This window comes from Actinoplanes sp. NPDC024001, from assembly GCF_040638955.1.
Lineage (GTDB): Bacteria > Actinomycetota > Actinomycetes > Mycobacteriales > Micromonosporaceae > Actinoplanes.
In genome coordinates, this window is record NZ_JBEZZB010000048.1 from 1 (window position 1) to 22524 (window position 22524).

Sequence of the window (22524 nt, forward strand, 5' to 3'; positions counted from 1 at the left end):
CTTCTTTCCCACACTCTCCATGATGCTGGACATCCTCCCGGAGACCCCAGGTCCCCTGATCTTGGATGTCCGTCAAAACGGGGCAGGCCCAGATGTGGGGACTGGTCAATCCGGTGCGGGACGGCTCGGCCAGTCGGGTTTCCATCATCAGAACCTGCCTGCGAACGAAAACGCCCATCGGTTGTGTTCGGTTTGAGCTTGAGGCGATCAACGGTCGTGTCTTGTGGACGTCCCGGTCGTGTCTATGGTGTTTGAGCAGGTCACGCTGTTGCAGGCGCGGGGATGGACCGTGATTTCGGTTCGCGGCGTGCCTCCGCTAGCGCGACATCGCGGGTGCGAGGGTGTGTCTACTGGAACAGGCGGTTAACGTGTTCGCATGCCGGATGCGTTGACCAGCAGGGCGCTCCCTGACTTCCTCCAAGGCGAGATCGACCAGCTGACGGGCGAGCTGGACCTTCTCGCAGCAGAGAAGGCGGCGCTGGAGGAGCGGATCGGCGGAGTCCGCGACAAGATGGCCTTCTTGGTGCAGTTGCGTGAGAAGTATCTGGCTGATCGGTCGCACGATGTTGTTGATCTGCCGAAACAGAGCACGGACACGCGTGCTGGCCTCGGGTCAGCTCTTGGCGAGACACCATCTGGCCGCCGTCGTTCTGGCCGGGCACCGTCGCCTTCAGCGCCGGATAGTGTGGATGCCGCAGATGTGCGTCAGTCGTCTGATCAAGTAGCGGAAGAGGATCGCACTCCAAGTTTGTCTCGGGGGGACTCTGGCGTCCCGTGGACGGTCCGTGTCGCTGTGCTGATGGTTGAGAACGGCAGCCGTGCGTGGCCGGTGGAAGACCTGATTCATGAGTTGGTGGACACGGCGTGGGACGCAGATGTGCAACGCCGAGCGAAGACCGCGTTGCGTAAGGCGCTCGAGCGCATGCTGACTCGCGATCACATCGAACGGGTCGAGACCGGGACGTACAAGCCGACCGCGCAGATCCGGAAGGCGATCGAGGCGTAGTCGCTAAGGCGTGGGAGTCTGTCGTTCGTCCGGTTACATGCCAGTAGCTGCGAAGTGTCCTGCGCCCGTGATGCATGCTTTGCTGCGTCGATCGAGTGTTAGCTCAGGTCAGCGAGCCAATCGCCGGTGACGCTGGTGAGCAGTTTGGCTGACACTGCTTCCTGCGGGATGCGTGATCCGCCGGTAAGCAGTGCCTGCGCTGGCCTGGCGGCCGTATCGTCGAGCCAACCGGCGAGGTCGGCTGCCCGCTGCTCGTCTACGGGCGGTTGCCCTGGTTGCGGGATGCCGTGTTCGACGAGCAGCCGGTACAGGCCGTGAGCTGGCCGTACGGCCGGCAAGTGTTCGCTGGCGACGGTCAAGGCAGCGGATGCGGGTATGCGCAGGCCGTCGGCGTCGAGGTCGCCGAAGTAGGCGATGTCGTGGACGTCGGGCAGTTCACCGACGCTGAGCACGGACGCTTCGAACGCAGCACCGGCACCCCATGCGATGTGCCCGACGGCGTGGGTTGTGGTGTTCAGAGTTTTGCGGAGGGTGTCGAAGGTGTCGGCGTTCTCGACGACAAGCAGGATCGAGCCGTCGCCGACACGGCGGACCGGCAACGGCGGATGGGCTCGGAACGTACGCAGCAGGGTGAGAGTCAGGCGGCCCGCCGCGAACAGGATGGTTCCCCTGAGGGTGTCGAGGGTTTTCTCGTAGCCGAACAGTTCCAGCGAGCGTTCCCGCACGGGTATGACGTCGGTGTCGCGGCCGCGATCACGCAGCCAGGTGTTGACGGTCTGCAGCAGGCTCACCTGCCCGACGGTCAGCCGTGCGGTGGCCGCCCAGGCCAGTTCGGGCCGCCACGGCACCGATCGTGCCAGGGCAGCGGCGGACACGGATGTGGTAGGTGGGGGCAGGGTGAGCCGGGCCGGCAGCGGGGGAGCGACGGTCCGGTCGAGAGTCTTCGACGCGGTCACTACGCCGGCGGCGGCCAGTGCGGTGACGGCGGCGGCGAGGTCGGCGCGCCGGGTTGGACGGGTTGCCGACGCCGGGTCGGCGCGGGCGTACAGGGTCCATAGTTCGGCGAGGGTGATCGTGCGCCGGCCCCATGTCTCGAGTTCGGCGGCCAGACGTGCGGCGCGTGGGGTCAGCGAGTTGCCGACGACGGGGCTGGTCATGTTGGCCGGCGGAAGACGCGGGTGGCGGTGATCGTTCCTGGCGCGATGTCGTCGGGGTTCGCCTCGGCCTCGGTGAACGGGTCGGGGAGCTGCCGGCGGACGATTTCGGCGACGCGAATGTGTTTGAGTCCGGCGCGCAGGTCGGCGTCATTACGCATCCGCACCCACAGCGGGAACGCGGCCAGGGCCCGGTCGTCGGACAGGCCGGTCGTGTACACGAGCTGCACGCCGAGGGCGGCGGCGACGCCCTGCTGCAGCTCGAGCAGGTACTCGGCGCTGGCCTTGCCGATCGGGTTGTCGAGGAACAGCACACCGGAGTGCCTGGTGCGCATCTGGCCGCGTTCGTTAGCCCTCAGCGCAGCCATCGTGCAGTAGAGCACGATCGCGGCGGTGAGCTCCTGTCCGCCGGAGAACACTTCGTTCATGTTCTCGATCGGTACGCGTTCGTCGCGCAGGACCGCGTCGGGTTTGAGGATGTCGACGGTGAAGCCTTTCGGGACGGCCGCTTCGATGCTGCGCAGCAGCAGTGTCATCCCGTCACGTTTGGGCGCGCTGCCGGCGCTGGTTCGGGTGCTGGCAGCGGTGGACATGTCGTCGATGACTTCGCCGACGCGGGCGGCGAGCAGGGTCGGGTCGGGTTCGGGAAACCTGATCCGCAGGAACTCCTTGCCCTCCCATTCGCCGAGGCCCGCGGGTAGTTTCGACAGCCGTGACGCGGTCCGCAACGTCTTGAGGGCGCCGACGACGAGGGCGGCGAGCCGATCGACGATAAGTTTGCGGTGCTGACCCGCCGTGTCGAGGTCGGTGGTGAGCGTCGCGAGGCGCTGCTCGAGCTGGGTGGCGAACTCGGCCGCGCGGGCAGCCAGCTGATCACGGTCGAGGGCGACGATCGCGCGGCGGGACACGTTCGTCATCGTTTCGAACTTGGCCTGGCTGGCGTGGCGTACGGCGACGTCGACGAGCCGGCTCACGTCGTTGCGGCTTTCACGTTCGGCCGTCGCGGCGGTGCGTAGCGCGTCCTGGACCCGGCCAGTGGCGGTGCCGGCAGCGTCCGGAGTTCCTTCGTACGGTTCGGTGGCGTCGCCGGGGTCGACGGGCGGGTTGTCGAGGATGGCGGTCAGGGGTGCAAGAACCTCCCGGAACGCGCGTGCGGCTTCGCCGGCTTCGTTCACTTTCCTGACCAGGTCGGCGGCGTGGGCGACAGCTTCCTCATGTCGTTGCTGGGCGCTGTGATGGTCGGCGGTTGCGGCGATCAGCAGCTGCCGGCCGTGGTCGACGCTGGTGGGACGCCGGTTGTCGGGCAGGTGGATCCAGGTGGTGCTCTTCTCAGGTGTAGCGGCTTTCAACTCGCTGCTGAGTTCGCCGACCTTGGTGTTCGCTGCGGTGACGGCGCTGTTGAACCGTTCCCGTTCCCGTTTGTTCTGGCGATCGCGGCTTGTCGTCCGGTTTCGTCGGCACCGTCGGGGGTGGCGAGCAGCTGCTGGGCACGGTCGATGTCGGTGGTGTCCTGGCGGCTGACTTCCGCGCGTAGCCGGGCGGCTTCGTTCTCGGCGGCATCGGCGGCGGCACGCATGTCCTGGCCGACTTCGACGGCGGCGTAGGTGGCCGCGGCGGCTTGGTATGCGGACCGCAGCTCACCGACCGGGGTTTCGGGGATCTGCGTGGCGTGTTCGCCGGTGGAAGTGACGATGCCGCGCATTTCGGTGCGGTGACGTTCGGCGCGGTCGGCGGCCCGGTCGGCGGCTCGGGCCGCCTCGCTCGCCTGATGTTGCGCCTGGTCGCGTTTCTCGGTCAGTTCACGTTCGGTTTGGTCTGCGAGGTTGATCCACGCGGCGAGTTCGGGCAGCCGCTGCTTCTGCTTGTCGACGGCGGCGACAGCCTGGGCGAGCCGAGCCAGGGTAGCGGACCGGTCAGCGGCACCTCGTTCAAGTGTGCGCAGCTCGGTCAGTTCACCGTCGATGCGGGTGACGGCGGTTTCGGCGGTTTCCGCCGCCTCCCGGGACGTTTTGTCGGCTTCGGTGGCTGTGGCAAGCTCTGTTTCCCGGCAGGCGAGGTCCTCGCGGAGCTCAGCCAGCCGCCCGGGAGGGCAGTCGCGGCGCCAGGCGACCAGGTCGGTCGACACTGTCCGGAGGTGGGCCAGGGCGGCGGCACCGTTCTGGATCTCGGTGCCGCGCGCACTCATTGCTTCGCGAAGCTGCTCACGGCGTTGTTCGGCGGCTTCCGGGTCGAACAGGGCCGGGTTCGGTTCGATCACGAACAGCCCACGGGCGTCGGTGCCACCGGTGACAGTCAGCATCCGCTCACCGGTGCCGACGGCTACTGCGGCGGCGGGGAGCAGCCTGGCGGCGGTCAGGATGTCGCGGGCCGCCGGCAGCGCGTCAGGGTCGACAATGATGACACCGTCGGCGAGGTGCGGGTGAGCGGTGATGATCTCGTCACGCTCGCCGGCGGCGACGCTGTCGGCCAGGTACCGCCAGCCTGGGTGCGCGCTGATTCCCGCCGCCTGCAGGGCTTGAATGCTGGCCTCGACCTCGGTGCGTGGTGGCAGGAAACCGCCGTCACCGAGGGCGTTGAGCAGCCGCTGATCGTCGCGGTGTGCCGCGCGCAGCTCGTCGAGGTGTTGTTCCCGCAACGCCGCGTCGTCATGCAGCTGCCCGATCAGGTTGTCGATGTGCTCGTCGAGTTGGTCGACGTCGACGGTGTCGGTGGACAGGGCCGCCCGGACGACCTCGTCGCTGGTCAGTGGCACGGTCCGGTCGACGATCGTCTGCAGGTTCCGGGCTGCGTCGGCGTGCCGGCCACGGGTGGCGACCAGCTCGTTGTGGGCGGCCTGCGCCTGCTTTCCGGTTTCGCGGACAGCGGCCTGCGCGTCGCGGGCTGCGTGCTCCAGGTCCTTGAGTTTGACGGCGGCGGCTACCGCCGCCTCTTGTGCGTCTGCGGCAGCCTGCCCGACCGGCTGCCCGGCGGTGAGCAGCCCTTCGGCGACCGCGGCTTCCACGTGTTGTCGGCTTTCGGTGACCTGGGTGTTGATCGCCGACTGCTCGGAGCGCCACCGTTCCGCGTCCCGCATCGTCTGGGTTCGCTCACCATCAATCTCGCGGGCGCGGTCGAGAAGTTCCGCGGACAGGGTAGTGAGCTTGCTTTGTTCGGTGCGGGCGGCGGCGACCTCGGCGCTCAGTTTCCTCAACAAGTCACCGGCCGCCCGGTCCCGGGCCTGCAGCGCCGGGAGGGCCGTCTCTTCGGCCTGGACGATCTCTTCGGCGAACCGGGCGGCCAACACGTTGGCCGCAGTCTTCCGTTCAAGGAGGCCTGCGAGGTCCCAGGCGCGCAGATCGGCGTCAGCCCCGTCGCGGTCGGCGGTCGCCTGCCGCTGCTCTTCGATGGCTGCCGCATGTTCGAGGACGAGGGTCTGACGGCCGATCTCGTTGACGACGTCCCGGGCCCGGTCCCGGTCCGTTTCCCGTGACGTGGCGGCCGCGCTGGCTTCGTTCGCGAGTTCCCGCAGCCGGGCGGTCGCGTCGGCTTCAGCCGCCTCCCGGGCACGAACCCGTCGCAGCAGAGCAAGGCCTTCGGATTCGGCGGTCTCCCGGGCCAGACGGGAGGCACGGTGCCGGTCGTGCGCCGCGCCGACAGGCCGCAGGGATCCGACGGCGCCGTCGGCGAAGTCCCGTTCAAGCAGCATCGCCTGCCGGTCACCGACGGTGCGGGCGTAGCTGTCGAAGTTTTCGGCGACGCTGACCGCGTCCTGCGGGTCGAGGACGACCTTGAGCAGCCATTCGACGAACTCGCGGCTGGACTTGAACTTGAACGCGGTCGCTGCGTCGCCCTCGTCGGCGTTCATCCGCCGCTGGATGCTGAACAGGTCCGGTTCGATGCCTATCGACCGCAGATGCGCCGCCCAACCGCCGACCTCGGAGCCGACCCACGTCAGCTGTGTCACCGGTGCGGTCCGGTCGATCTCCTGCAACGTGTCGCGGAACCCGTCCAGGCGCATCCGGCGGCCGTCGGTGGTGAACGGCAGGGTGCCGATCTCGACGCCCGGGTGCGGGCGCAGCGACCACCAGTGCTCGGCGAGTTTCTCCGCGGCCGAGCCGCCGCGCTTGCGTTGCAGTGTCTTGCCGGTGATGACCCGGTCACCGGTGCGCACGTTCATCCATTCCAAAACCACGTGCGCGGCGTCGTCACCGACGACGAACTTGTCCATGACGGCGGCCGAGCCGCCGACCGTGTTGCGTTTGCCGGGCAGCACGACCGAGAACAGCAGCTTCAGCAGCACGCTTTTCCCGCCGCCGTTCTCGAGCAGCAGCAGGCTGTAAGGGCTGGGCCGGCGGACCGGTGCCCCGAACAGGGCGGTCTGCCCGCCGACGCTGGCGCCGACACCGGAGAGGTCCAGGGTGACGTCGGTGTACCGGGCGCCACGCGGTCCTACGCCGAACAGCCGGATGCGGTTGAGCTCGTACATGTTTCTTCTGGCTCCTCTACAGCCCGGTCAGCGACTCGGGTGTCCAGCCGACCGCGATGGTGGCGGTGCCGTCGCTGATCTCGGTGATCCCGAGACGCAGCAGCTCGTCGAACATGACCACACCGGCCTCGCGTACCTGGGTGCGGTACCGCGGCGTGGTCCGGAACGTGCCGCCGCGTTCGTCTCCGGTCCGCACCAGCAGTCCTTGATCGGCCAAGAACATCAGTGCCTTGTTGGTGATCCCGGTCGTGCTGGTGGACAGTTTCCGGCCGTCGCCGGTGCTGCCGGTCTGCTTGCGGCGGGTGTACACCCGCCACACCGCCTCCAGGCCCGGCTCGCCGGCCACCGTGTCCGCGGCATCGTTCTGGGCGGCGGCCTCAGCCAGCCGGCTGGCGGCTTCCCGCACGAACGCTTCAACCCCCTCGACGGTGATCCGCCCCAGGTACGTTTCGTTGCCCAGATCCGCCGGCCGCGGGAAGGCCATCGTTGCCGCACCCAGATGGGCAAGGGCGTGCAGGACCCGTTCGGAGGCTCTGCCTTCCCCGCCGGTCCGGCGGGCGTACTCGGTCATCCTGACGGCGAAGATGCTCTCCTCGGTCGAGGCGACCACGATCCCGGCCCGGTCGCTGATCTCCATCACGACCAGGTCCATGCCGGTCGCGACGGCCTGGACCGTTGCGGCGAACTCGTCGTCGGTGCGGGCCCGCGTCACCAGGTCGCGGTACGTGTCGTCGCGGGCCGGGACCAGCTTGGGCCGCAGTCCGTAGGTGACCAGACGGGCGGCGTCCGCTGTCAGCTGCGCGGTCGTCGTCATACGGGAACCCCTTCCGAGACAGACATGGCAACGCCGGCATGGTCGCCGGCCGGCACCGGCTCGATGGCGGCGCGGGCGACGATCAGGTCGGCGCCGCCGAACTCCGGGTCGTCCAGCGTGGTGCCGTCGTCCACGGCGATGAACACAGTCGGCTGCTTGTGCCGCAGAGCCGGGTTGATCTCCTGCGCGGCCAGCGCGACGACCCGGACGACGACCAGGCCTGGAAGGTCCGGGTGCAGCGTCCGCGCCTCCTCCAGCAGCCCGGACAGCCGCCGTGGCGCGTCGACGTCCAGGTCGAGCAGGTCGTCGAGCAGGTCGTAGCACTCGGCGGGAAACGGAGGCTCGTCTGGCACCTCGTCGATTTCCGGTTCGTCGAGTTCCCCGCCGAGTAGCTCTCGTTCCGGTGGTGGGGTCACCAGAGCGGTGAACAGGTCCAGCAGCCGCACCGCTGGTGGCACGTTCACGCCGGTGCTGCGGGCGAAGTAGGCGTTCAGAGCTTCGTCGGCGTCGGTGACCGCGAGGGTGAGCACCGGGACTAGCAGCTGTGCGTGCAGGTCGAGCGCCGCGACCGCGCTGCCCGGCGCGAACGTCTGCCGGTCCTGCTGGGCGCGGAACCGCCGGCCGGCGCCCTGCAATGCCGCCTGAAGCTGCTCGTGCCGGCGCAGGCAGTCCCGCACGACTTCTACCAGTTGCGCGGCCTGCAGCTTGCGCGGCGCGGTGTCGGCGGTGTCGCGAACTTCAGTGATGTTGACGAGGATTGCGTTCTCCGCCTTGTACCGGGCGGCGATGTGCTCGACCGCCTCGGCAATGAACTCCGGCATCTCGGTAAGCCAGTCCACCGTTCGCACGTCACGTTCGGTCGCTTCGAGCCGCTGCCGCAGTTTTTCGCCGTATTGGATCGTCCGGTACCGGGCGGCTTGCGCTGCGGCTTGGGCGTCGGACAGCCGGCCTCGCCGGATGAGGGTCTCGAGCCGAAGGTCAGCGGCGATCTGTGCGGATTCGATGTCGAGTTCGAGCGCGCCGACCAGCACGTTGACGGCCTCGTTCGTGGCCCGCAGGAAGATGCTGCCGTCCGCGGCGGGCACTTCTTCCAGGAGTTTGAAGTCGAACTCGTAGCGGCTGTAGCTGCCGTCGCCTGTGGTCATGCCGTACACGGCACGGAAGCCCCGGTCGAGCGAGCCGACGTTCAGCAGGTTCTCCAGGATCCACCGTGCGACCCGCACGTGTTCGGCGTCGCTTCGGTCCGGGGCCTGCCGGCCGGCAAAGACGGCGAGGTCGGTGATGACCTTCTCCGGCGGCGCACCAGCGTCGAAGTCCATCGCCAAGGTCACCAGGTCGATGGCGTTCAGCGCCAGCTCGCTCATCTGGTATACGGAGAAGTCCGCCGTCTGTACCTGCGTCTTGCGACTGTCGAGGTCGTGGAGCGGCGCGGTGCACGCTAACGCTTTCACGCGCTGCGCGAACCCGACATCTGTTGCTGGCTGTGGCACGCCCGGCACCCTACCGGCAGGCTCTGACATAACCGTCTCACCTGTGAATCCTCTTCTGGGACCGGGCGGCTCGGAATCACAAGAGCCGGAGACTGTCGGTCGGCGCCGATACCATCTCGGCACCCGAACCTGACGATGGAGCCGCGATGTCCGACACCCCCGTGACCGATGCCCGTGACCCCGCCGAAGTGGTGACTGGCATGGTCCATAAGGTTCTTGAACTGGCCCGGACCTGGACGCGATGGGATGGCGAGCCGCGGGTGGTGGATGACCGGGTCTACAGCCCACACAAGGCCATCCGGCGCGTCACCGACCATCTCATCGACCATCTGGCCCAGATTGAGGCACTGATCGCTGGCGTACCTACGATTCCGGATCACTGGCACGCATCCGCCATCACCACACCCGCTGACCTCGCACCGTTCACCTCCGAGGATCTGGATGAAGCAAACAGCCGACTCACGCGGCTGGCGCAGGTCTTCACTATTCGGCTCCAACAACTCTCGGACGCCGAACTCGACGCCCGGCAAGATGGCGCCTGGTCCGTTCGGCAGATCGCCTTCCACCTCGATGAGTCTCTCTACTACGCCGAGGCGGTAGGCAGCCTGGCCGGACCTCTGCCATGACGCCATGGGGGCCGAGGCTTCGACTTCGGGGCGGCCTGCTGCGCGGATGAGGACAGATGGAAGCCCGTCAGCCGGCCAGTAGTTCGCCTGTGCTGTCGTCTGGATCGTCGTTTTCGGTCCGGTCCTGCAGAAGCTGGTAACGGCGGCGGCGAGCGGCCAAGAGGCAGTCGGCGTGGTACCAGCGCCGGCCCTTGACGGCGCGTCCGGCGCCGGCGAGGTCGCCTCGGTTCAATGGCGTTGTGCAATGCGCGCAGGTCCCGCCGAGCTGCGCGGAAATGACCTGGCGGGCAAGCCGGTACGCGGCGAGCAGTTGCGGCGCATCCGCGCGATGGGCCGTGGCACTGCGATGGCCGCAGGATAGATGATCTACACGACCGTTCTCCTCGGCTGCGACGAGTTCGCACTCGGGGCATGCAGTCCACTCGAAGTGCGGGCTCCACCAGCTGTACAGGGAGCCGTGGCGGCCGCAGCATTGCAGTCCGGTCGGTGTGATCCGATCAGGGTCCGGGGCACCACCCGTTGTGAAGATCAGGCGGCGGGCCTGCCATTCCTCCGGCAGCGGGGGATCGGAGTGCGAGCTGTGCTGAGGGCAGCTCATCCCGGTGGTGAACTGCTCCCGTGCCGGGCACGGCTGCTCGTCGGCGGCGGCAGCGAACTGCTGCCACTGGCGGAAGTCGTCGTCGAGGTAATCCGGATCCCCGACCTGGAACCATGTGCGCTGCTTCGGCAGCCAGAAGTCCGGTTCGTAGACGTGCCCGCCGCCCAACGCGAATGTCGTGGGCCTGAACTGCCAGGACATCCGGAGGTCCTCGAAGAACAACGCCCACCGGGCGTGGACGATGGTGGGGAAATCGACACCCGTGAAGCGCACTGGTAGGTCGTTCAATGGAAAGCCTTCTGTCTCGGGTAACCATCTGCCATTCCCTGGCGGGGAGTGCCATTCCCTGGCTGGGGAGGTGTGGTCGTCCGGCGGCGTCACCCCGAGAGTCGTCGGGACGCCGATCAGGCGAAGGGCCAGCGATTGGCCGCGGCTGACCTGCACCATACCGGCGAACGGTGCTCTGGAGAGCACCGAATCATGGCCTATGCCCTTTTCGGGTGACCGGGTGTCGGGGTCGACCTGCACTGGATGCCGGCATCTGGATGGCCCTGCCGGTTCCCGCTTACCGGCAGATTCATTTACGGAGGTGGCCATGGTCGAGTGATGCCTGCCGGCCCGGGCGGATGTCATCGCCGCTTGTGCCTGGATGCCGCGCGGCCTGGACCGCCGGGTGGCCGCCGGGTGGTCGGGCGTGCAGGTGGCTGCCCGGGTCCGCTGCGGTCGTGCGCGCGGGGCAGGTGGCAATGAGCATGATCTTCCTGCTGGCCGGTCTGGGAGCCTGGCAGAATGAGATCTCCGCGGTGGACTGCTTCGCCGCAGGTCAGGCAGCGGCCGACGGCGTGTGCTGGGCGGGTTCGCTGAGCGAATCGGTAGGCGTCGAGCAGGCGGGGATGATCGGCCTGGGGATCTTCAGCCCGTCGATGGTTGCCGTGTCCGCACCGCAGATGGTTCGTGCGACCGTTGCGGTCGGCGTCGAGTTTTGTGCACGTCGGGCAGATCGTCCACTGATAGCCGCCGACTCCTAAGGTCTGCATCGACGCTGAAGCCGGCGAGGGTCCGGTTGCTGTCATCGTCGCCGGGTCGGGGATGCCGCCGATGCTGTAGAGGCTCTCCAGCGGCCGCCAGTCCTTGTCGAGGATGACGGAGGGGTCGTCGTGGCCGTTGGCGCCGGGTGCGTAGGTGACCTTGACTCCGTACGGCCGTGACCGGATCGCGGACGCGAACGTGCGCCACCTGCCGAAGTCGTCGTCGTGGCGGTCCTCTTCCCCGACTTGAAACCAGAGTCGCTGGCCGACGAGCCAGAAGTGGGGTGTGTACACCAGGCCTGCTGGCAGGTGATAGCTGACCACGCCATAGATGTAGAGGACATGTAGGTGGTCGAAGAAAGCGCCCCACTGAGCTTGGCGGATGCTGCGGAACCGTTCCCCGTTGAACCGGATGGTGTCCGTGCAGGATTCCATGCTCTCTCCTGACGTGTTGACGAGTGTCTGCGGTGATCTCCGGGACGCGCAGCCAGCCCCGGCCGCGCGGCGATGAAGGAATGTCGTGTCCGTCGGCGGCCGATGACTCAGTTCGCCGGGTCGTTGACGATGCGGGCGTAATGATCAGAACCTGACTGAACCGTTGGAAGCTGCCGACAGGCAGCAGTATGCGCAACTTCGGTGCTCTGCAGATCACTGACACGCAGAGTTTGCCCGGATTGTCTTACGTGGTGATCCGTCAGCCGCCTCCCTTCCCGAAGGAGGCTTTCGGGCATGCCTTCGCGGCCGCGCGCCGTGCGACAGGAATGACCCTCGACGAGATCGCCGAACGCAGCGGACTTTCGCGCCGGTACCTGATCGATGTCGAGCATGCGAAGAAGATCCCGTCGATCCGGACGCTGTTTTTGCTCGCCGGGGCGCTGGGAATCCCGCTCGACCGATTGTTCCGGGACGTCGAAACGCCCGATTCCTCGACGCCGTTGGTGGTGCGCCGCATCGTCCGGGTGCTGGAACGTGAACGTGTTGCTTCACAGGACGAAGCCGAGCAGTACCGGCGTGCACCTCAACCGGGATCGCCCTTCCTGGCCGACGATGACCGCTGGCGGCGGGTGACACCGAACGACCCGGCCGGGCAACGAGGTCGTCTGTGGCACGACGTGCTGGTATTCATGGACGAGACGACCGGGAGCGCCCTCGGTCACCTGCAAGCTGCGCAGCGGCTGCTGGAGGCGCCCGACACCATACCGCTGGCCGCGCACGCTGCGCTGAGCCAGGCGACGTGCGAAGCAGCTGCCACCGTCGCGCATGTTCTCGAGCCCGGCATCGATGCCGACCTGCGGCTGCTGCGTGGAGTGGCCCTGCTGCTCGACGAGGCCGCGCTGCGGGAGAACGTTACGCGGATGCTGCCGGTCAGCCGCAAGGTCGCGGCAGATCTCCTGCGCGACGCGAACGATCGTGTGACCACGCTGCTCGACCGGATGGCTGAGGCCGGGATCAAGACCGTCGGCGAGCCACCGCGGTTGTGTTTCACCGACGACGGGTCGGCGACGGCACGCGATGTCGACGTAAGCCAGTTGGTTGCGACCGTTTTCCCTGATCGGCCGGACCTGCGTCGGTCCGCCTCTGTCGCTTCGCATGGCAGGGCAGCGTTGTCGGCCGTCGGCGGTATATCGGTGCACGACGTCGTGCAGCCCAACGTGAACGAGTCGGTTCTCGGTATCGCGGGCGTCGTCGGAACCTGCATCACCGCGGGCGGTGTTCTCACGTCGGCATACGGCGCGTACTTCGGCCACGACCTGGGCGCAGCAGCAGAAAGTCGGGCGGCGCGCGCCCGGGCAGTGCGGTCCCTTACGAATCGATGGCTGAACCGTCCGCAAGCCGTGCATCAATCTGGACCTGCGTAGCAGCGCTCGCGGATCCTTGCCCGCGTCCTGGAGGTCCGGCTTCAGGCAAGACGACCCTGCTTCTGCTCATCGCGCCAGCGGCGGGCGACGCATGTACGGTCCGCCGGATGATGACGCAGACCGGAAGACCTCCGTTCGAGGCAATGCCGGTGAGCTGCGCCGGTCATGAGGCGCTGGCCTGCTGGTTGCGGCGCTGGCCGGACACTGCCCGCTCGTAGCCGCCTTCGGCGCCGTCGGCTCGGCCGTCGCCCTAGAGAGGTCGGCCGCTTCGGGTGCTGGCGAGACGGCTGCTGGGGTGCCGCCGCGAGCGCGGGGCGTGTTGCTGCTCAGCCGAGCCGACGAGAAGCCGATCATAGTCGCGGGCGGTCCGGTGCCGGTGTGTGCGTGGGATTGAGGTAGGTCGCGCGGTTGAAGGCAGGAACGGGAGTGTCACGGCGGCCGGCCCGCGTGGCGGTGAACCGCTTCGGCGGCTTGGCGGCAGTGGCTTCCGGGCGTCTGGGCGATGCCCGGTTCGTGCTCGCCTGCCTGTCCGGCGTGTTCGCGATGGTGTGCTGGCTGGCGCTGATGCCGGGCTGGCTGGTGACCGAGCCCGCGCTGGTGGCTGCCGCAGTGGTAGCCAGCGTGGCCGCCGTGATTCTCGCCCTGATACCCGGTATCCGGCAGGGCGTCGCGCATGGCGTGGCGGGCTCGATGTCCCTGCTGGCGGGCTGCTTGACCGTAGTTGGCCGCGGTGGTGTCGACAGTGCGGCGTTCGCGTTTCTGCCGGTGTTCGTGACCGCCTATGCGGCCATGTTCTTCAACCGTCCGGCGTTCATCGCCCATCTGGCCTGGAGCCTGCTGATCTCCGGCGCCGCGTTGACGGTCACCGACCCGGGGAACCGGGAGAACGGCTTTTTCGTGACCGTGCTGGCGGTTGCGATGACCACGTCGAGCGTGCTGCTGGCCCGTCTGGTCCGGCAGGTGTGGTACGCGGCGACGCACGACCCGTTGACCGGCCTGTTGAACGAGCAGGGACTGCGGGCCGCCCTCGCGGCAGACCCGTCTGGGGCCGGAACGCTGGTGATGTGTGACATCAACCGATTCGCTCACGTCAACGCCGCACTCGGCCGGGACCAGGGCGACGAGTTGTTACGTGAGGTGGCCGGCGCATTGCAGCAGGTGTGGCCACGGGCACCGCTGGCGCGTATTGCCGGAGACGTGTTCGCCGTCTGGCTTGCACAGCCGGCCAGCGCCGAGTTGCCGGACATCATTCTCCGGCGCCTCGCTGGCCGGCACGGCCCGTACCGGTTGGGCGGTGCCCAGGTGGATGTCACGTTCACCGCCGGGATCGCCGCGGCGGACGGCAGCGCGCCGCCGCTGCTGCTGCGCCGGGCGGCGACGGCATTGGCTGCCGCGAAACGCGACGGCCGGCCTTTCCAGCTTTGGTCCCCGGCGTTGGACGACGCCCGCAGCGAAGACCTGAACCTGCAGGCGGAGCTGCGGGCCGGTCTGGACAACGGTGAACTGGTCGTGTTCTTCCAGCCGCAGGTGGCCCGGCACACCCATCACATCATCGGAGTCGAGGCGCTGGTGCGGTGGCGCCATCCCCGTCGTGGGCTGCTGAGCCCGGCGGCATTCATGCCGGCGGCGGAGCACAGCCCGATCATCAGCGACATCACCGACCACGTCATGCAGGAGGCCATCCGGCAGGGGAGCGTCTGGTCGTCCGCAGGCGTGCCGCTGACGGTCAGCGTGAACGTGTCCGCACGGTGCCTGACCGACGACGCGTTACCGGACCGGATCGCGCAGCATTTACTGCGCTGGGACCTGCCCGCGCAGCTGCTTACGGTCGAGATCACCGAAACGGCGGTGGTAGCCCAGCCGCAGCAGGCGTCCCGGCTGCTACACGCGGTCCGTGACTGCGGCGCACGGGTCAGCATTGATGACTTCGGTACCGGCCATACCAGCCTCGCCCTTCTGGCAGGCCTGCCCGTCGACGAACTGAAACTCGACCGGCAGTTCATCGCGGCGCTGGCCCAACCCAAAGTCGCCGCGATCGTGGCGACCGTGGCCAACCTCGCCGCCCGCCTTGGCATGGACAGCGTTGCTGAAGGCGTCGAAGACGAACACGCCAGCCGCCTGCTTGACGAACTCGGCTTCACCGTCCAGCAGGGGTACTGGCACGCCCGTCCGCAACCTGCCGAGGCAATCACCGCGATGCTGTATGCCCGACAGGGCAGCGCACAGCCCCGGTGACGATCAGGATCACCTCATGCTGGACATCGGGTTGCTGTGGTGCCAGGTCGGACGGCGTCCAGCTCCGGCGTCGTTTGGCCGCGGCGTCGGTGCGCCGGAGCAGGCGGTGTGATCGAGTGACGGCCGCCCGTGCCGCCCCGGCGGCTCACCGACAAGGATGCTCCGCACGGTTTGCGGCTGCACTTGACGCCGATGCGGCGGTGCTGCCGGCCGGTGCACTGGGTCGTGTGTCGGTGGGCACCTCGTCGTCGACCACCCGGATCTGGCCGTGTCGGCAGCCTTCGCAGACCGACTCCCGGGGTGCCTCCGACGATAGCGTTGACCAAGATGATGCACGACTTGCGAGCGCTGGGACGCGCCGCCGGTGACCACCGGCTGATGGCCGCCACTCTGCGGTTTGTCTTGCCGGCCTTGGGTCAGTTGAGGGTCCAGGTGAACCCGGCCGGGCTCGCGGTCCATTGGATTCGCAACCCGTCGAGGGACTTCGTGTCGTGATCGAAGGTGATGAGGCCTTTGGCCTTGTCGGGTGCGGTCAGCGGGCCGGAGCCAAGTGCCCGGCCGGGCAGTCCGGTATCGCTGGCGACGGTGCTGGCGTCGATCCGTTCGCCGTCGGCAAGCACAAGCGTGAACGCGGTCTCGTCGTACTCCACCTGCCCGTCGAGCAGGTTGTACGTGACGGTCGCGATGATGATGTTGCCGTCACCCCAGCCGTCCGGCGCTTTGATGACCTTCGGGTCGGCGACGGTGACCTCGATAGCGGTGCCTTCGGCGGCCGCTTCGGCCTTCTCGCCGGCTTTGAGGTGGATCTTGCCTGTTTTCGATTCGGCGGCTTCCGCGTCGGCGGATGCGGTTCCGAATCCAGCGGCAGCTGTCGTTGCGGCGGCCGTGGTCGAACCGGCCGGTTGCGGGTTCGCGGGTTCAGGGCTGCCGCAACCGGACAGAGTGAGCAGCAGGGCGCCGAGGGCAGCGGGGCGGGCGAGCATTCGCACTGGTGCTCCTGGTACGGGGGTGCGCGTCGTTACACGACCGGGGTGATTCTTGGTTCGTGGAGTGTGCTGAGCTGTCGCACCGCGCGGATTTGGCGGGACGATTTCACCGCACTGTGGCGATGAAATCTGCGGTGGTTGAAGGCTCGTATCCGGTGCAGGCCGGTCCGCCTCGTCGTCTCGCGTCGTCCGGGTAGCTCGTAGCTGTTCACTTTCGGGTTCGGCGGCGGGTGCCGCCTCAATGTAGCCAGCGCTGGCTGTACGCGGCTTTCACCGCTGTACCGGCCGCACGAGGTGCGTAGACGTTGTCAGAGTGCGGCGGCGAGTTCCTCTGCGTTTGCCGCGTTGCCGATCAGGGCGGTGATCTGCTCGATGGTGTGTTGGCGCAGCGCGTCGACGAGTTCGGGGTCGGCGTTGCCGTATCTGTCGGTGAGCAGGGCGATTGCGTAGCTGGCTGCAGCTTCCTGATATCCCTGCTGGAAACCTTGTCGGTGGAGGATCTGCTGCGCTGATTCGATGAGCTCCTCCGGGGAGCGTTGCCATTCGTTAGCCATGCGGTCGACGACTTCGAGGACCTCGGGGTTGGCGGTGAGCAGACTGGCGGCCCGGTACATCGCCTCGCCGCGGTACGCCCGGGCGTGCCCGGACCGGTCGTCGCCGTGTCGGGCGATCAGTGTGTTGACGTCGTCCAGGATGTTGCGTAGGTGATCGAGCAGCAGTTCGTTGGCCGGTGCTGAGTGCAGGTACGCGACGACGGCGGTCCGGACCGCGGCGCTGATCTCCTCGGGCAGGGTAGCCGCGTCCCGCACGTGGACGCCGGCGCCGCCCGCAGGGCGGATGTCGGCAAGGTCGTCGGCGCAGACGACCAGGACGTCGACCGAGACCGTCACTTCGGCGGGTGACTCGCCGGGAGCGACGGTCACCTGACCGGTGAACCCGAGCCGGCCGTCGTCCAGCTGTACCGCCCACAGCCTTCCGTAGCCGGTGTCCACAACATGATCCGCCAGCGAAGTGACCATGCCACGATCCTCGCATTCGGGGTGCTGATTCCGGCCGGTCGCCTCACGAGTGGGTGCTGGGCGTCCACCTACACGCGGGTCCTGGAGTGCCCGCGTTCGTGGCCCGACAGGGAATCACCTGCCGCGATCCCGACGCGCACCAGGTGGAGTCTCTCGTCCTGGGTCAACAGTCGCTTCCTCGGCTGGCCGGTCTACAGGAAGGAAGAGGTCTGGCAGGAACGGCAGGCCGGCCGCAGCAAGACGGTTCCGGATGGCAATCTTCTCCCGCTCACGGGTGCTGGCGATGCGATCGGCGTTGCGTTGCCGGTCGACCCGGACCAGTGCTCGAATCTCCAACGCGTCAGGAGCGCCGCCCATCCGGCGCTGGAGACGTTCGCGGGCGGCCGCGGCTTCAGCGAGCAGCTGCGGAGTCGGCCGGGCAAGGGCTAGCAGTTGAGCCCAGGGGGCGGCGATCGCGTCGGCGTATCGGCGCGCCAGTTCGGGCTCCAATGCGGCCCACGCCCGTCGTTGCTTCTCGACGGCAGGCTGGCGTGCGTCGATCTGCTCTTGGTGGTGCAGCATGTCGAGCACTTCTCGCCGGAAACGCTCCGGGTCGCGTAGTGCCCGAACGCGGTCAGTGAAGTCGGCGGGGAGCTCCATTACCGCAGGCTATCGAACATACGTTTGATGGTAGCCGTGTTCGGTCCGGCGGGGTGGCCGGCGGGGTTCCGAGTGGGAACGGACCGGATTGCTACCGGGCCCGCTGGTCGCTCGCCTTGTGAGCCGGATCGCTGCCGACCGGGCATGCCTCAGGTTAGGTCTCGGAAGCTACCTGCAGCCCTGTCGCCGGATCGGGCCAGAACACCGTCGGCGTGACGTGGATGTCTATGCGGGCGGCGCGCGCCGGACGTGGTAGCCCGTTGTCCGGATGGTGACCGGGGTCGACCGGTTCGTGGTGCACCGTGTGAGCCTCACGCGGAGCCGAGCTTGATCCATGCTTCGTCGGGGCTGCTGACGAGGGCGGTTCCTGTAGGGGCCGGCAATGGCCGGTTGCCGGCGTAGCCGGCGACACCGAGGAACAGGTTGCGCCATACCGAGGCTAGCAATCCGGTACGGGTCGGCCAGGCCAGCAGTAGGCGTCGACCGTTCCACCAGCCGTGGGCCTCACCGTTGGAGTAGGCGACGACGTGGGTGTCCGGGAAGTCGCGTAACCGGTCGAGCGCGTCGATGACGGTCCGTTTCGGGTCCTTCCTGGCTTGGATCACCACGGTGCCGTCGGCGGTTCGGTAAACCGCGTCGGCGATGTCATCGAGGCGGTCGAGGGCGTCGTCGATCGCGTCGTGATCCAGCAGCCACGCCAGGTCGGCTCGGATGTTGACTGCGGTGAATCGTGGTCCGAGGGTGTAGCCGCTGAGCTGGTACGCGTACTTTTCGATCGATTCCTGCGTCGCCGCGAGCGCCCACTCCTTCCACCCTCGGAAGTCGGCGAGGCAGTCCTCGAATCCGGCGAACAGCTCCGGGTCGTCCGGCTGAGAAAGCACTCCGTGGCGGAGCGCCAGCAGTCCGACGGCGGCCAGAGCGGCGTGTTCCTCGGCCAGGGCTTCTTCCTCTTCGGTGGTCCAAAGGTGATTCAACCCGTCGTGAACAAGCCAGGCCCAGTCCTGCGGGTGCGGCCAGAGGCCGCCCCCGACAGCGATCAACAGACTGCGGTACGACGCCAGCTGCGCCGCCAACGGCCAGCCGTTCGATTCCTCGACGAGCCGGTGGAACCAGGCGCGTGCCCTTCTGCGCTGATTCTCGGTCTGGGCTTGGATCGCAGCTGCCGCGCTCAGTGAGGGCGTCGCGTTCTTGGCGGTCGGTTGTTGCCGGGCCGTGCGGTCGACGGGGTTGTCGTCGCCTTTGAGTTCGCCGTCGTCCTGGCCGCCCGGTGGTGTCGTCTTGCGGTCGCGGCCCAGGGCCAGGTTCAACAGTGCGGACCCGACCATGCGGCGGATGTCCTCTTCTACCCGGGCGCGGCGTCGCCGGCGGGGGAGCTGTGTTTCTTCATCGTCGGGTCGAGGCGGTACAACTTCGGCGAGTTTGCGCAGTGCGTCGAGTAACGCCTGCATCTGTACGTCGTCACCGAGTAGTTCGGGAAGTGACTGCTGTTCCAGCGGCGATGGATGTCGCACCCGCGACAACGCGCTGTGCACGTCGGTGACGAGCGCGGTTCCGAGCAGGATGCCGTCGCTGCTCCGTATGGTCACCGTCCGTGACAGCGAGCGTGGGTCGCCGTCGAGCCGATAGGTGTGAATGGCTTCGCTCGTCGCAGTGCGCGCTGCGGTGTGTAGTTCTCCTGCCACGTCGATGATCAGGGTGTCGGGCACCGGGCCCGCGTTCACCAGAACGGTGATCTCGATCCGGTCGGGTTCGGTGAGAATCTGCGCAGTCAGCACTCGGACGGCCGGGGCGGCATCCGAGTCTCGCTCCGGTGTGCGTAAGGGCAGTTCGTCGAGGTCCGTCTCCTTCGCCTCGACCGCGTCTAGCACCGACTCGGTGATCTGCTGGAGCAGCGCCAGCTCGCAGTTGCCACGATCGTCGTGCATCGACCGCAGAAGTGCGGCTCGGGTGCAGTTTGCGCTGCCAGTGATCAGAACACCGCCGGTACCGGACCACCACTCGAGCACCTTGCCGTGGTGATAGCGCGACGTTGTGGGCTGGATGACGCGTACGGTGCCCACCCGGTCCAACACCCGCCGCAAGCGGCCAGCGTCAACCTGGGCATCACGAGTCAGCAGGACGTCGAGCATGCCGGGCTGCAGCTTGGTGAGCAGCGCGGTCAGTGCGTCGGCGGGCGGGTCGAAGAACGGCGAGGCGACCCCCAGCCGGTCAACGCGGCCCTCCGGTGAGGGTAGTTGATCCACGATCGGTGCACGGTCGTTGGTAAGCAGACGGGGTTCGTTCGGTTCCCGCTGGCTGGGGCGGGTGGTGAGCAGGTCGGCGACGCGGTACAGCCGCTGCTTGCCGAGCGGCTCCATCCACAGCTGGTCGGGCAGCCGACGAAGCCAGGCAGCCAGGTCGTCAACCAGGACGGGGACGGTCGGGCCGTCGATACGCAGGTGGGTCCAGACTTCGGCGTTGTGGTGCCATCCCGCTGAGGTCGCGTTCCCGGAACCGATCGAGATCAGCGCTTCGGTGGCGGACGCGGCCACCAGCAGCTTGGGATGGAATGCGCCGCCGGACCGGCAGACCACCGGCACGGGCACGTAGTCGGTGATCGGTCCACCTCCTGCGGCGAGTCCCGGCTCGACGTACCCGGCGTCGTAGACGATGGTGACGCGCGCGCCGCGGGCGCGGGCCTGTCGCACGCACACGTCTTCGAAGAACGGCAGGTCGCTGGTGTAGGTGAGGACGAGGATTTCCTCGGGGTCTGTGATCGGTAACTCGTGCAGGAGCCGCGGCGGCGGCGCTCCGGTCAGGTCGTTGTTCATGCGTGGTTGGCCGACTCGATGCTGTACGGTCCCCGCTCCCAGGCGGTGCCGTTGTCGGTGAGTTCGAGGACGCCGAGCTGGAGTAACACACTGGCGAAGGTGTCCAGGCGAAGTGATGCCGGTGCACTGCCCTCGCGTCCTTCCAGTCGCAGTCGGTCGCCGACCACGCGCAGCCGTGTGGGCATCCGCAGTCCCGTGCGGGTCCATTGCATCTTGTCCCGGCTCACTTTCTCCGCCCGGTTGAACAACCCGAACGCCAGTGCCCGCGTCGCGTCCGGCAGCGGCATGTCGGCGTGGTCGTCGATCCAGCTACGGAACCATTCTGGTCCCATGCCGGCCTGGTCGTAGCGGAGGAACGCTTCCCGGCTGGCGCCGTCGAGCTCGCCGGCTCGCTGGGCACCCACGGCAAGCAGCCGCAGCAGTTGCAGCACAGGCCAGTCACCGCCGTCGCGGTCAACCTCATCGTTGAGGTCGTGTTCTGCCGGCTGCAGCACACCATTGGAATCCATGGTTGGCGGGAGGTCCTCGCGCAGCGCTTGCCGCACCAGGATGGCCGGTAGGGTGTCGACGAAACTGCCGGCAGCCTCTTCACGCGTGCCCGGCCTGGTGAGCGGGGCGACGAGTCTTGCCCACAGCATCCGCCACGCCCAAACCGACCAGTTGCGCAATAACGCCCCACGCCAGCGCAAGGCGTGTTCCTCCAGGTCTGAGCTGCCCAGAAACTGCACCAGGTCCGGGGTGTAGCAGCACAAACGGTCCATCAGCAGGTCGATATTGCTGTCGACCGGGCATCCCCGCACAGCTGCGGCCAAAACTGCTGCGCTGGCACGGTGCACGGCGGCCAGTTCCGGATCGGGTGCGTCGGTACCGAAGTACGCCTGCCGCAGGTTCTCGCCGTCCGGCATCGCGCTCGCCTGGCACAGGCAGAGACCGACAGCCTCGTCCAGGTCAGCCACGCTCAAAACCTCCTTGCCCTGTGCGAGCTCGACAACTTGATCCAGGGCGGTCAGCGCTTGGGGGTCAGCGGCCGGGCCCGGCTGCGGGATCACACCAGGCGTGATCAATCCCAGCGCGGCCTCGATACCGCCGTAAGTGCCGAAGAAGCCGTCAGCGACCGTGCTGTAATCCCGTGACAGCTGATCGAGATGTACAGCGCCGGAGCCGTCCAAGACTTGGATGATGGTGTTTACACCGTGCGGCCGCCGCCATCCTGCGCGGCGCCGGTGCCCGTCCCGATCGGTGGCCTCGTGGTGCAACGAGACGGCCGCCAGGACCACTTCGCACCGGCGCAGCAGCCGCCGGAAGGCAGGCCCGTCACCGCGGGACCACCCGCGTCGGTTCGCTTCGACGGCGACCCGCGCATGCAGTGAAAGATAACGCGCGTGCGGCGTCGTAGTGATTACCGCCGGCACGAGCTCGGATGCGTGAGTTGCCGTCACCGCCTCCACCGCGAGTGGCTGCCGCCCTGTGTCCTCCGGACTGTCCGCCTTCGCCGACCACGCCGCCCCAGCCACCAACATGCCGGTCATTCTCCCGTACCCCCTGTACGAGATCAGTCAATGCGCGACACCGATGACAGCATGCCGAGAGGGGCCCGAGCTGCTGCTGGGGGCTGTGGCCGCCGGAGCTGTTGCGCTCACGCCGAAGGGGACAGCGGTGGAAAACCGGCGTCCGCGCAGGCGGAAGCCGATTTCGTAGCGCCGATCAGAGCCCTCGGTATTGTGACGGGCCGCCTCGGGCCGACCTATGCAGCAGAGACGAACGGGGTGTTCGGCTGTTGGCTGCTTCTCACCTG

General features: G+C 67.7%; 18 protein-coding genes. 6 read left to right on the top strand and 12 right to left on the bottom strand.

All coding sequences use genetic code 11. The features are described from left to right. The coding region (locus AB0F81_RS20135; protein WP_360199338.1) for a hypothetical protein at positions 1–196 on the top strand (196 nt) is incomplete at its 5' end. A 180-nt stretch (positions 197–376) separates the two neighbouring features. Next, positions 377–1006, top strand: a complete 630-nt coding sequence (locus AB0F81_RS20140) for a hypothetical protein (protein WP_360199340.1) — start codon at positions 377–379, stop codon at positions 1004–1006. Between the two features lie 98 nt (positions 1007–1104). Here AB0F81_RS20140 and AB0F81_RS20145 read toward each other — a convergent pair whose 3' ends face one another. The 3 genes from AB0F81_RS20145 to AB0F81_RS20155 form a co-directional block, all read right to left on the bottom strand. Further along, positions 1105–2163, bottom strand: a complete 1059-nt coding sequence (locus tag AB0F81_RS20145) for a Wadjet anti-phage system protein JetD domain-containing protein (RefSeq protein ID WP_360199342.1) — start codon at positions 2161–2163, stop codon at positions 1105–1107. Then, a complete protein-coding gene (locus AB0F81_RS20150; RefSeq protein ID WP_360199344.1) occupies positions 2160–3335 on the bottom strand; it encodes a hypothetical protein in 1176 nt (391 codons plus the stop codon). Before AB0F81_RS20150 ends, AB0F81_RS20145 begins: the two co-directional genes overlap by 4 nt. A 170-nt stretch (positions 3336–3505) precedes the next feature. After that, on the bottom strand, positions 3506–6157 hold the full coding sequence (locus tag AB0F81_RS20155) for a hypothetical protein (protein WP_360199346.1): 2652 nt from the start codon (positions 6155–6157) through the stop codon (positions 3506–3508). 28 nt (positions 6158–6185) lie between these two features. Here AB0F81_RS20155 and AB0F81_RS20160 point away from each other — a divergent pair, with 28 nt between their 5' ends. Next, positions 6186–6479 (top strand): hypothetical protein, encoded by a 294-nt coding sequence (locus tag AB0F81_RS20160; protein ID WP_360199348.1) that lies wholly within the window; start codon positions 6186–6188, stop codon positions 6477–6479. Positions 6480–6641: 162 nt separating this feature from the next. Here AB0F81_RS20160 and AB0F81_RS20165 read toward each other — a convergent pair whose 3' ends face one another. Then, complete coding sequence (locus AB0F81_RS20165; protein ID WP_328465706.1) at positions 6642–7439, bottom strand: hypothetical protein; 798 nt, start codon at positions 7437–7439, stop codon at positions 6642–6644. Then, on the bottom strand, positions 7436–8959 hold the full coding sequence (locus AB0F81_RS20170; protein WP_360199350.1) for a hypothetical protein: 1524 nt from the start codon (positions 8957–8959) through the stop codon (positions 7436–7438). The genes AB0F81_RS20165 and AB0F81_RS20170 overlap by 4 nt, the downstream gene beginning before the upstream one ends. A gap of 116 nt (positions 8960–9075) precedes the next feature. On the opposite strand from AB0F81_RS20170, the gene AB0F81_RS20175 reads away from it, so the two are divergent. After that, complete coding sequence (locus tag AB0F81_RS20175; RefSeq protein WP_360199352.1) at positions 9076–9555, top strand: hypothetical protein; 480 nt, start codon at positions 9076–9078, stop codon at positions 9553–9555. 67 nt (positions 9556–9622) lie between these two features. Here the strand turns inward: AB0F81_RS20175 and AB0F81_RS20180 are convergent, their stop codons facing one another. Then, positions 9623–10600, bottom strand: coding sequence for a hypothetical protein (locus AB0F81_RS20180; protein WP_360199354.1), 978 nt, complete (start codon positions 10598–10600; stop codon positions 9623–9625). 182 nt (positions 10601–10782) lie between these two features. After that, entirely contained in the window at positions 10783–11616 is an 834-nt protein-coding gene (locus AB0F81_RS20185) for a hypothetical protein (RefSeq protein WP_328465714.1), read from the bottom strand. A 188-nt stretch (positions 11617–11804) separates the two neighbouring features. Here AB0F81_RS20185 and AB0F81_RS20190 point away from each other — a divergent pair, with 188 nt between their 5' ends. After that, complete coding sequence (locus AB0F81_RS20190; protein WP_328465716.1) at positions 11805–13040, top strand: helix-turn-helix domain-containing protein; 1236 nt, start codon at positions 11805–11807, stop codon at positions 13038–13040. 447 nt (positions 13041–13487) lie between these two features. Continuing rightward, positions 13488–15275: an EAL domain-containing protein gene (locus AB0F81_RS20195; RefSeq protein WP_360199357.1), complete on the top strand. Its 1788-nt coding sequence runs from the start codon at positions 13488–13490 to the stop codon at positions 15273–15275. A 416-nt stretch (positions 15276–15691) separates the two neighbouring features. Here AB0F81_RS20195 and AB0F81_RS20200 read toward each other — a convergent pair whose 3' ends face one another. From AB0F81_RS20200 to AB0F81_RS20220, 5 genes are all read right to left on the bottom strand, one after another. Then, positions 15692–16264: a hypothetical protein gene (locus tag AB0F81_RS20200; RefSeq protein ID WP_360199359.1), complete on the bottom strand. Its 573-nt coding sequence runs from the start codon at positions 16262–16264 to the stop codon at positions 15692–15694. A gap of 305 nt (positions 16265–16569) precedes the next feature. Then, entirely contained in the window at positions 16570–17280 is a 711-nt protein-coding gene (locus tag AB0F81_RS20205; RefSeq protein WP_328465722.1) for a hypothetical protein, read from the bottom strand. A 114-nt stretch (positions 17281–17394) separates the two neighbouring features. Next, a complete protein-coding gene (locus AB0F81_RS20210) occupies positions 17395–17919 on the bottom strand; it encodes a hypothetical protein (protein ID WP_360199361.1) in 525 nt (174 codons plus the stop codon). A 311-nt stretch (positions 17920–18230) separates the two neighbouring features. Next, entirely contained in the window at positions 18231–20729 is a 2499-nt protein-coding gene (locus tag AB0F81_RS20215) for a hypothetical protein (RefSeq protein ID WP_328465726.1), read from the bottom strand. Then, positions 20726–22258 carry a hypothetical protein gene (locus AB0F81_RS20220; protein ID WP_328465728.1) on the bottom strand — a complete coding sequence of 511 codons (1533 nt, stop codon included), beginning with the start codon at positions 22256–22258 and terminating at the stop codon, positions 20726–20728. The genes AB0F81_RS20215 and AB0F81_RS20220 overlap by 4 nt, the downstream gene beginning before the upstream one ends. Positions 22259–22524: the final 266 nt, after the last annotated feature.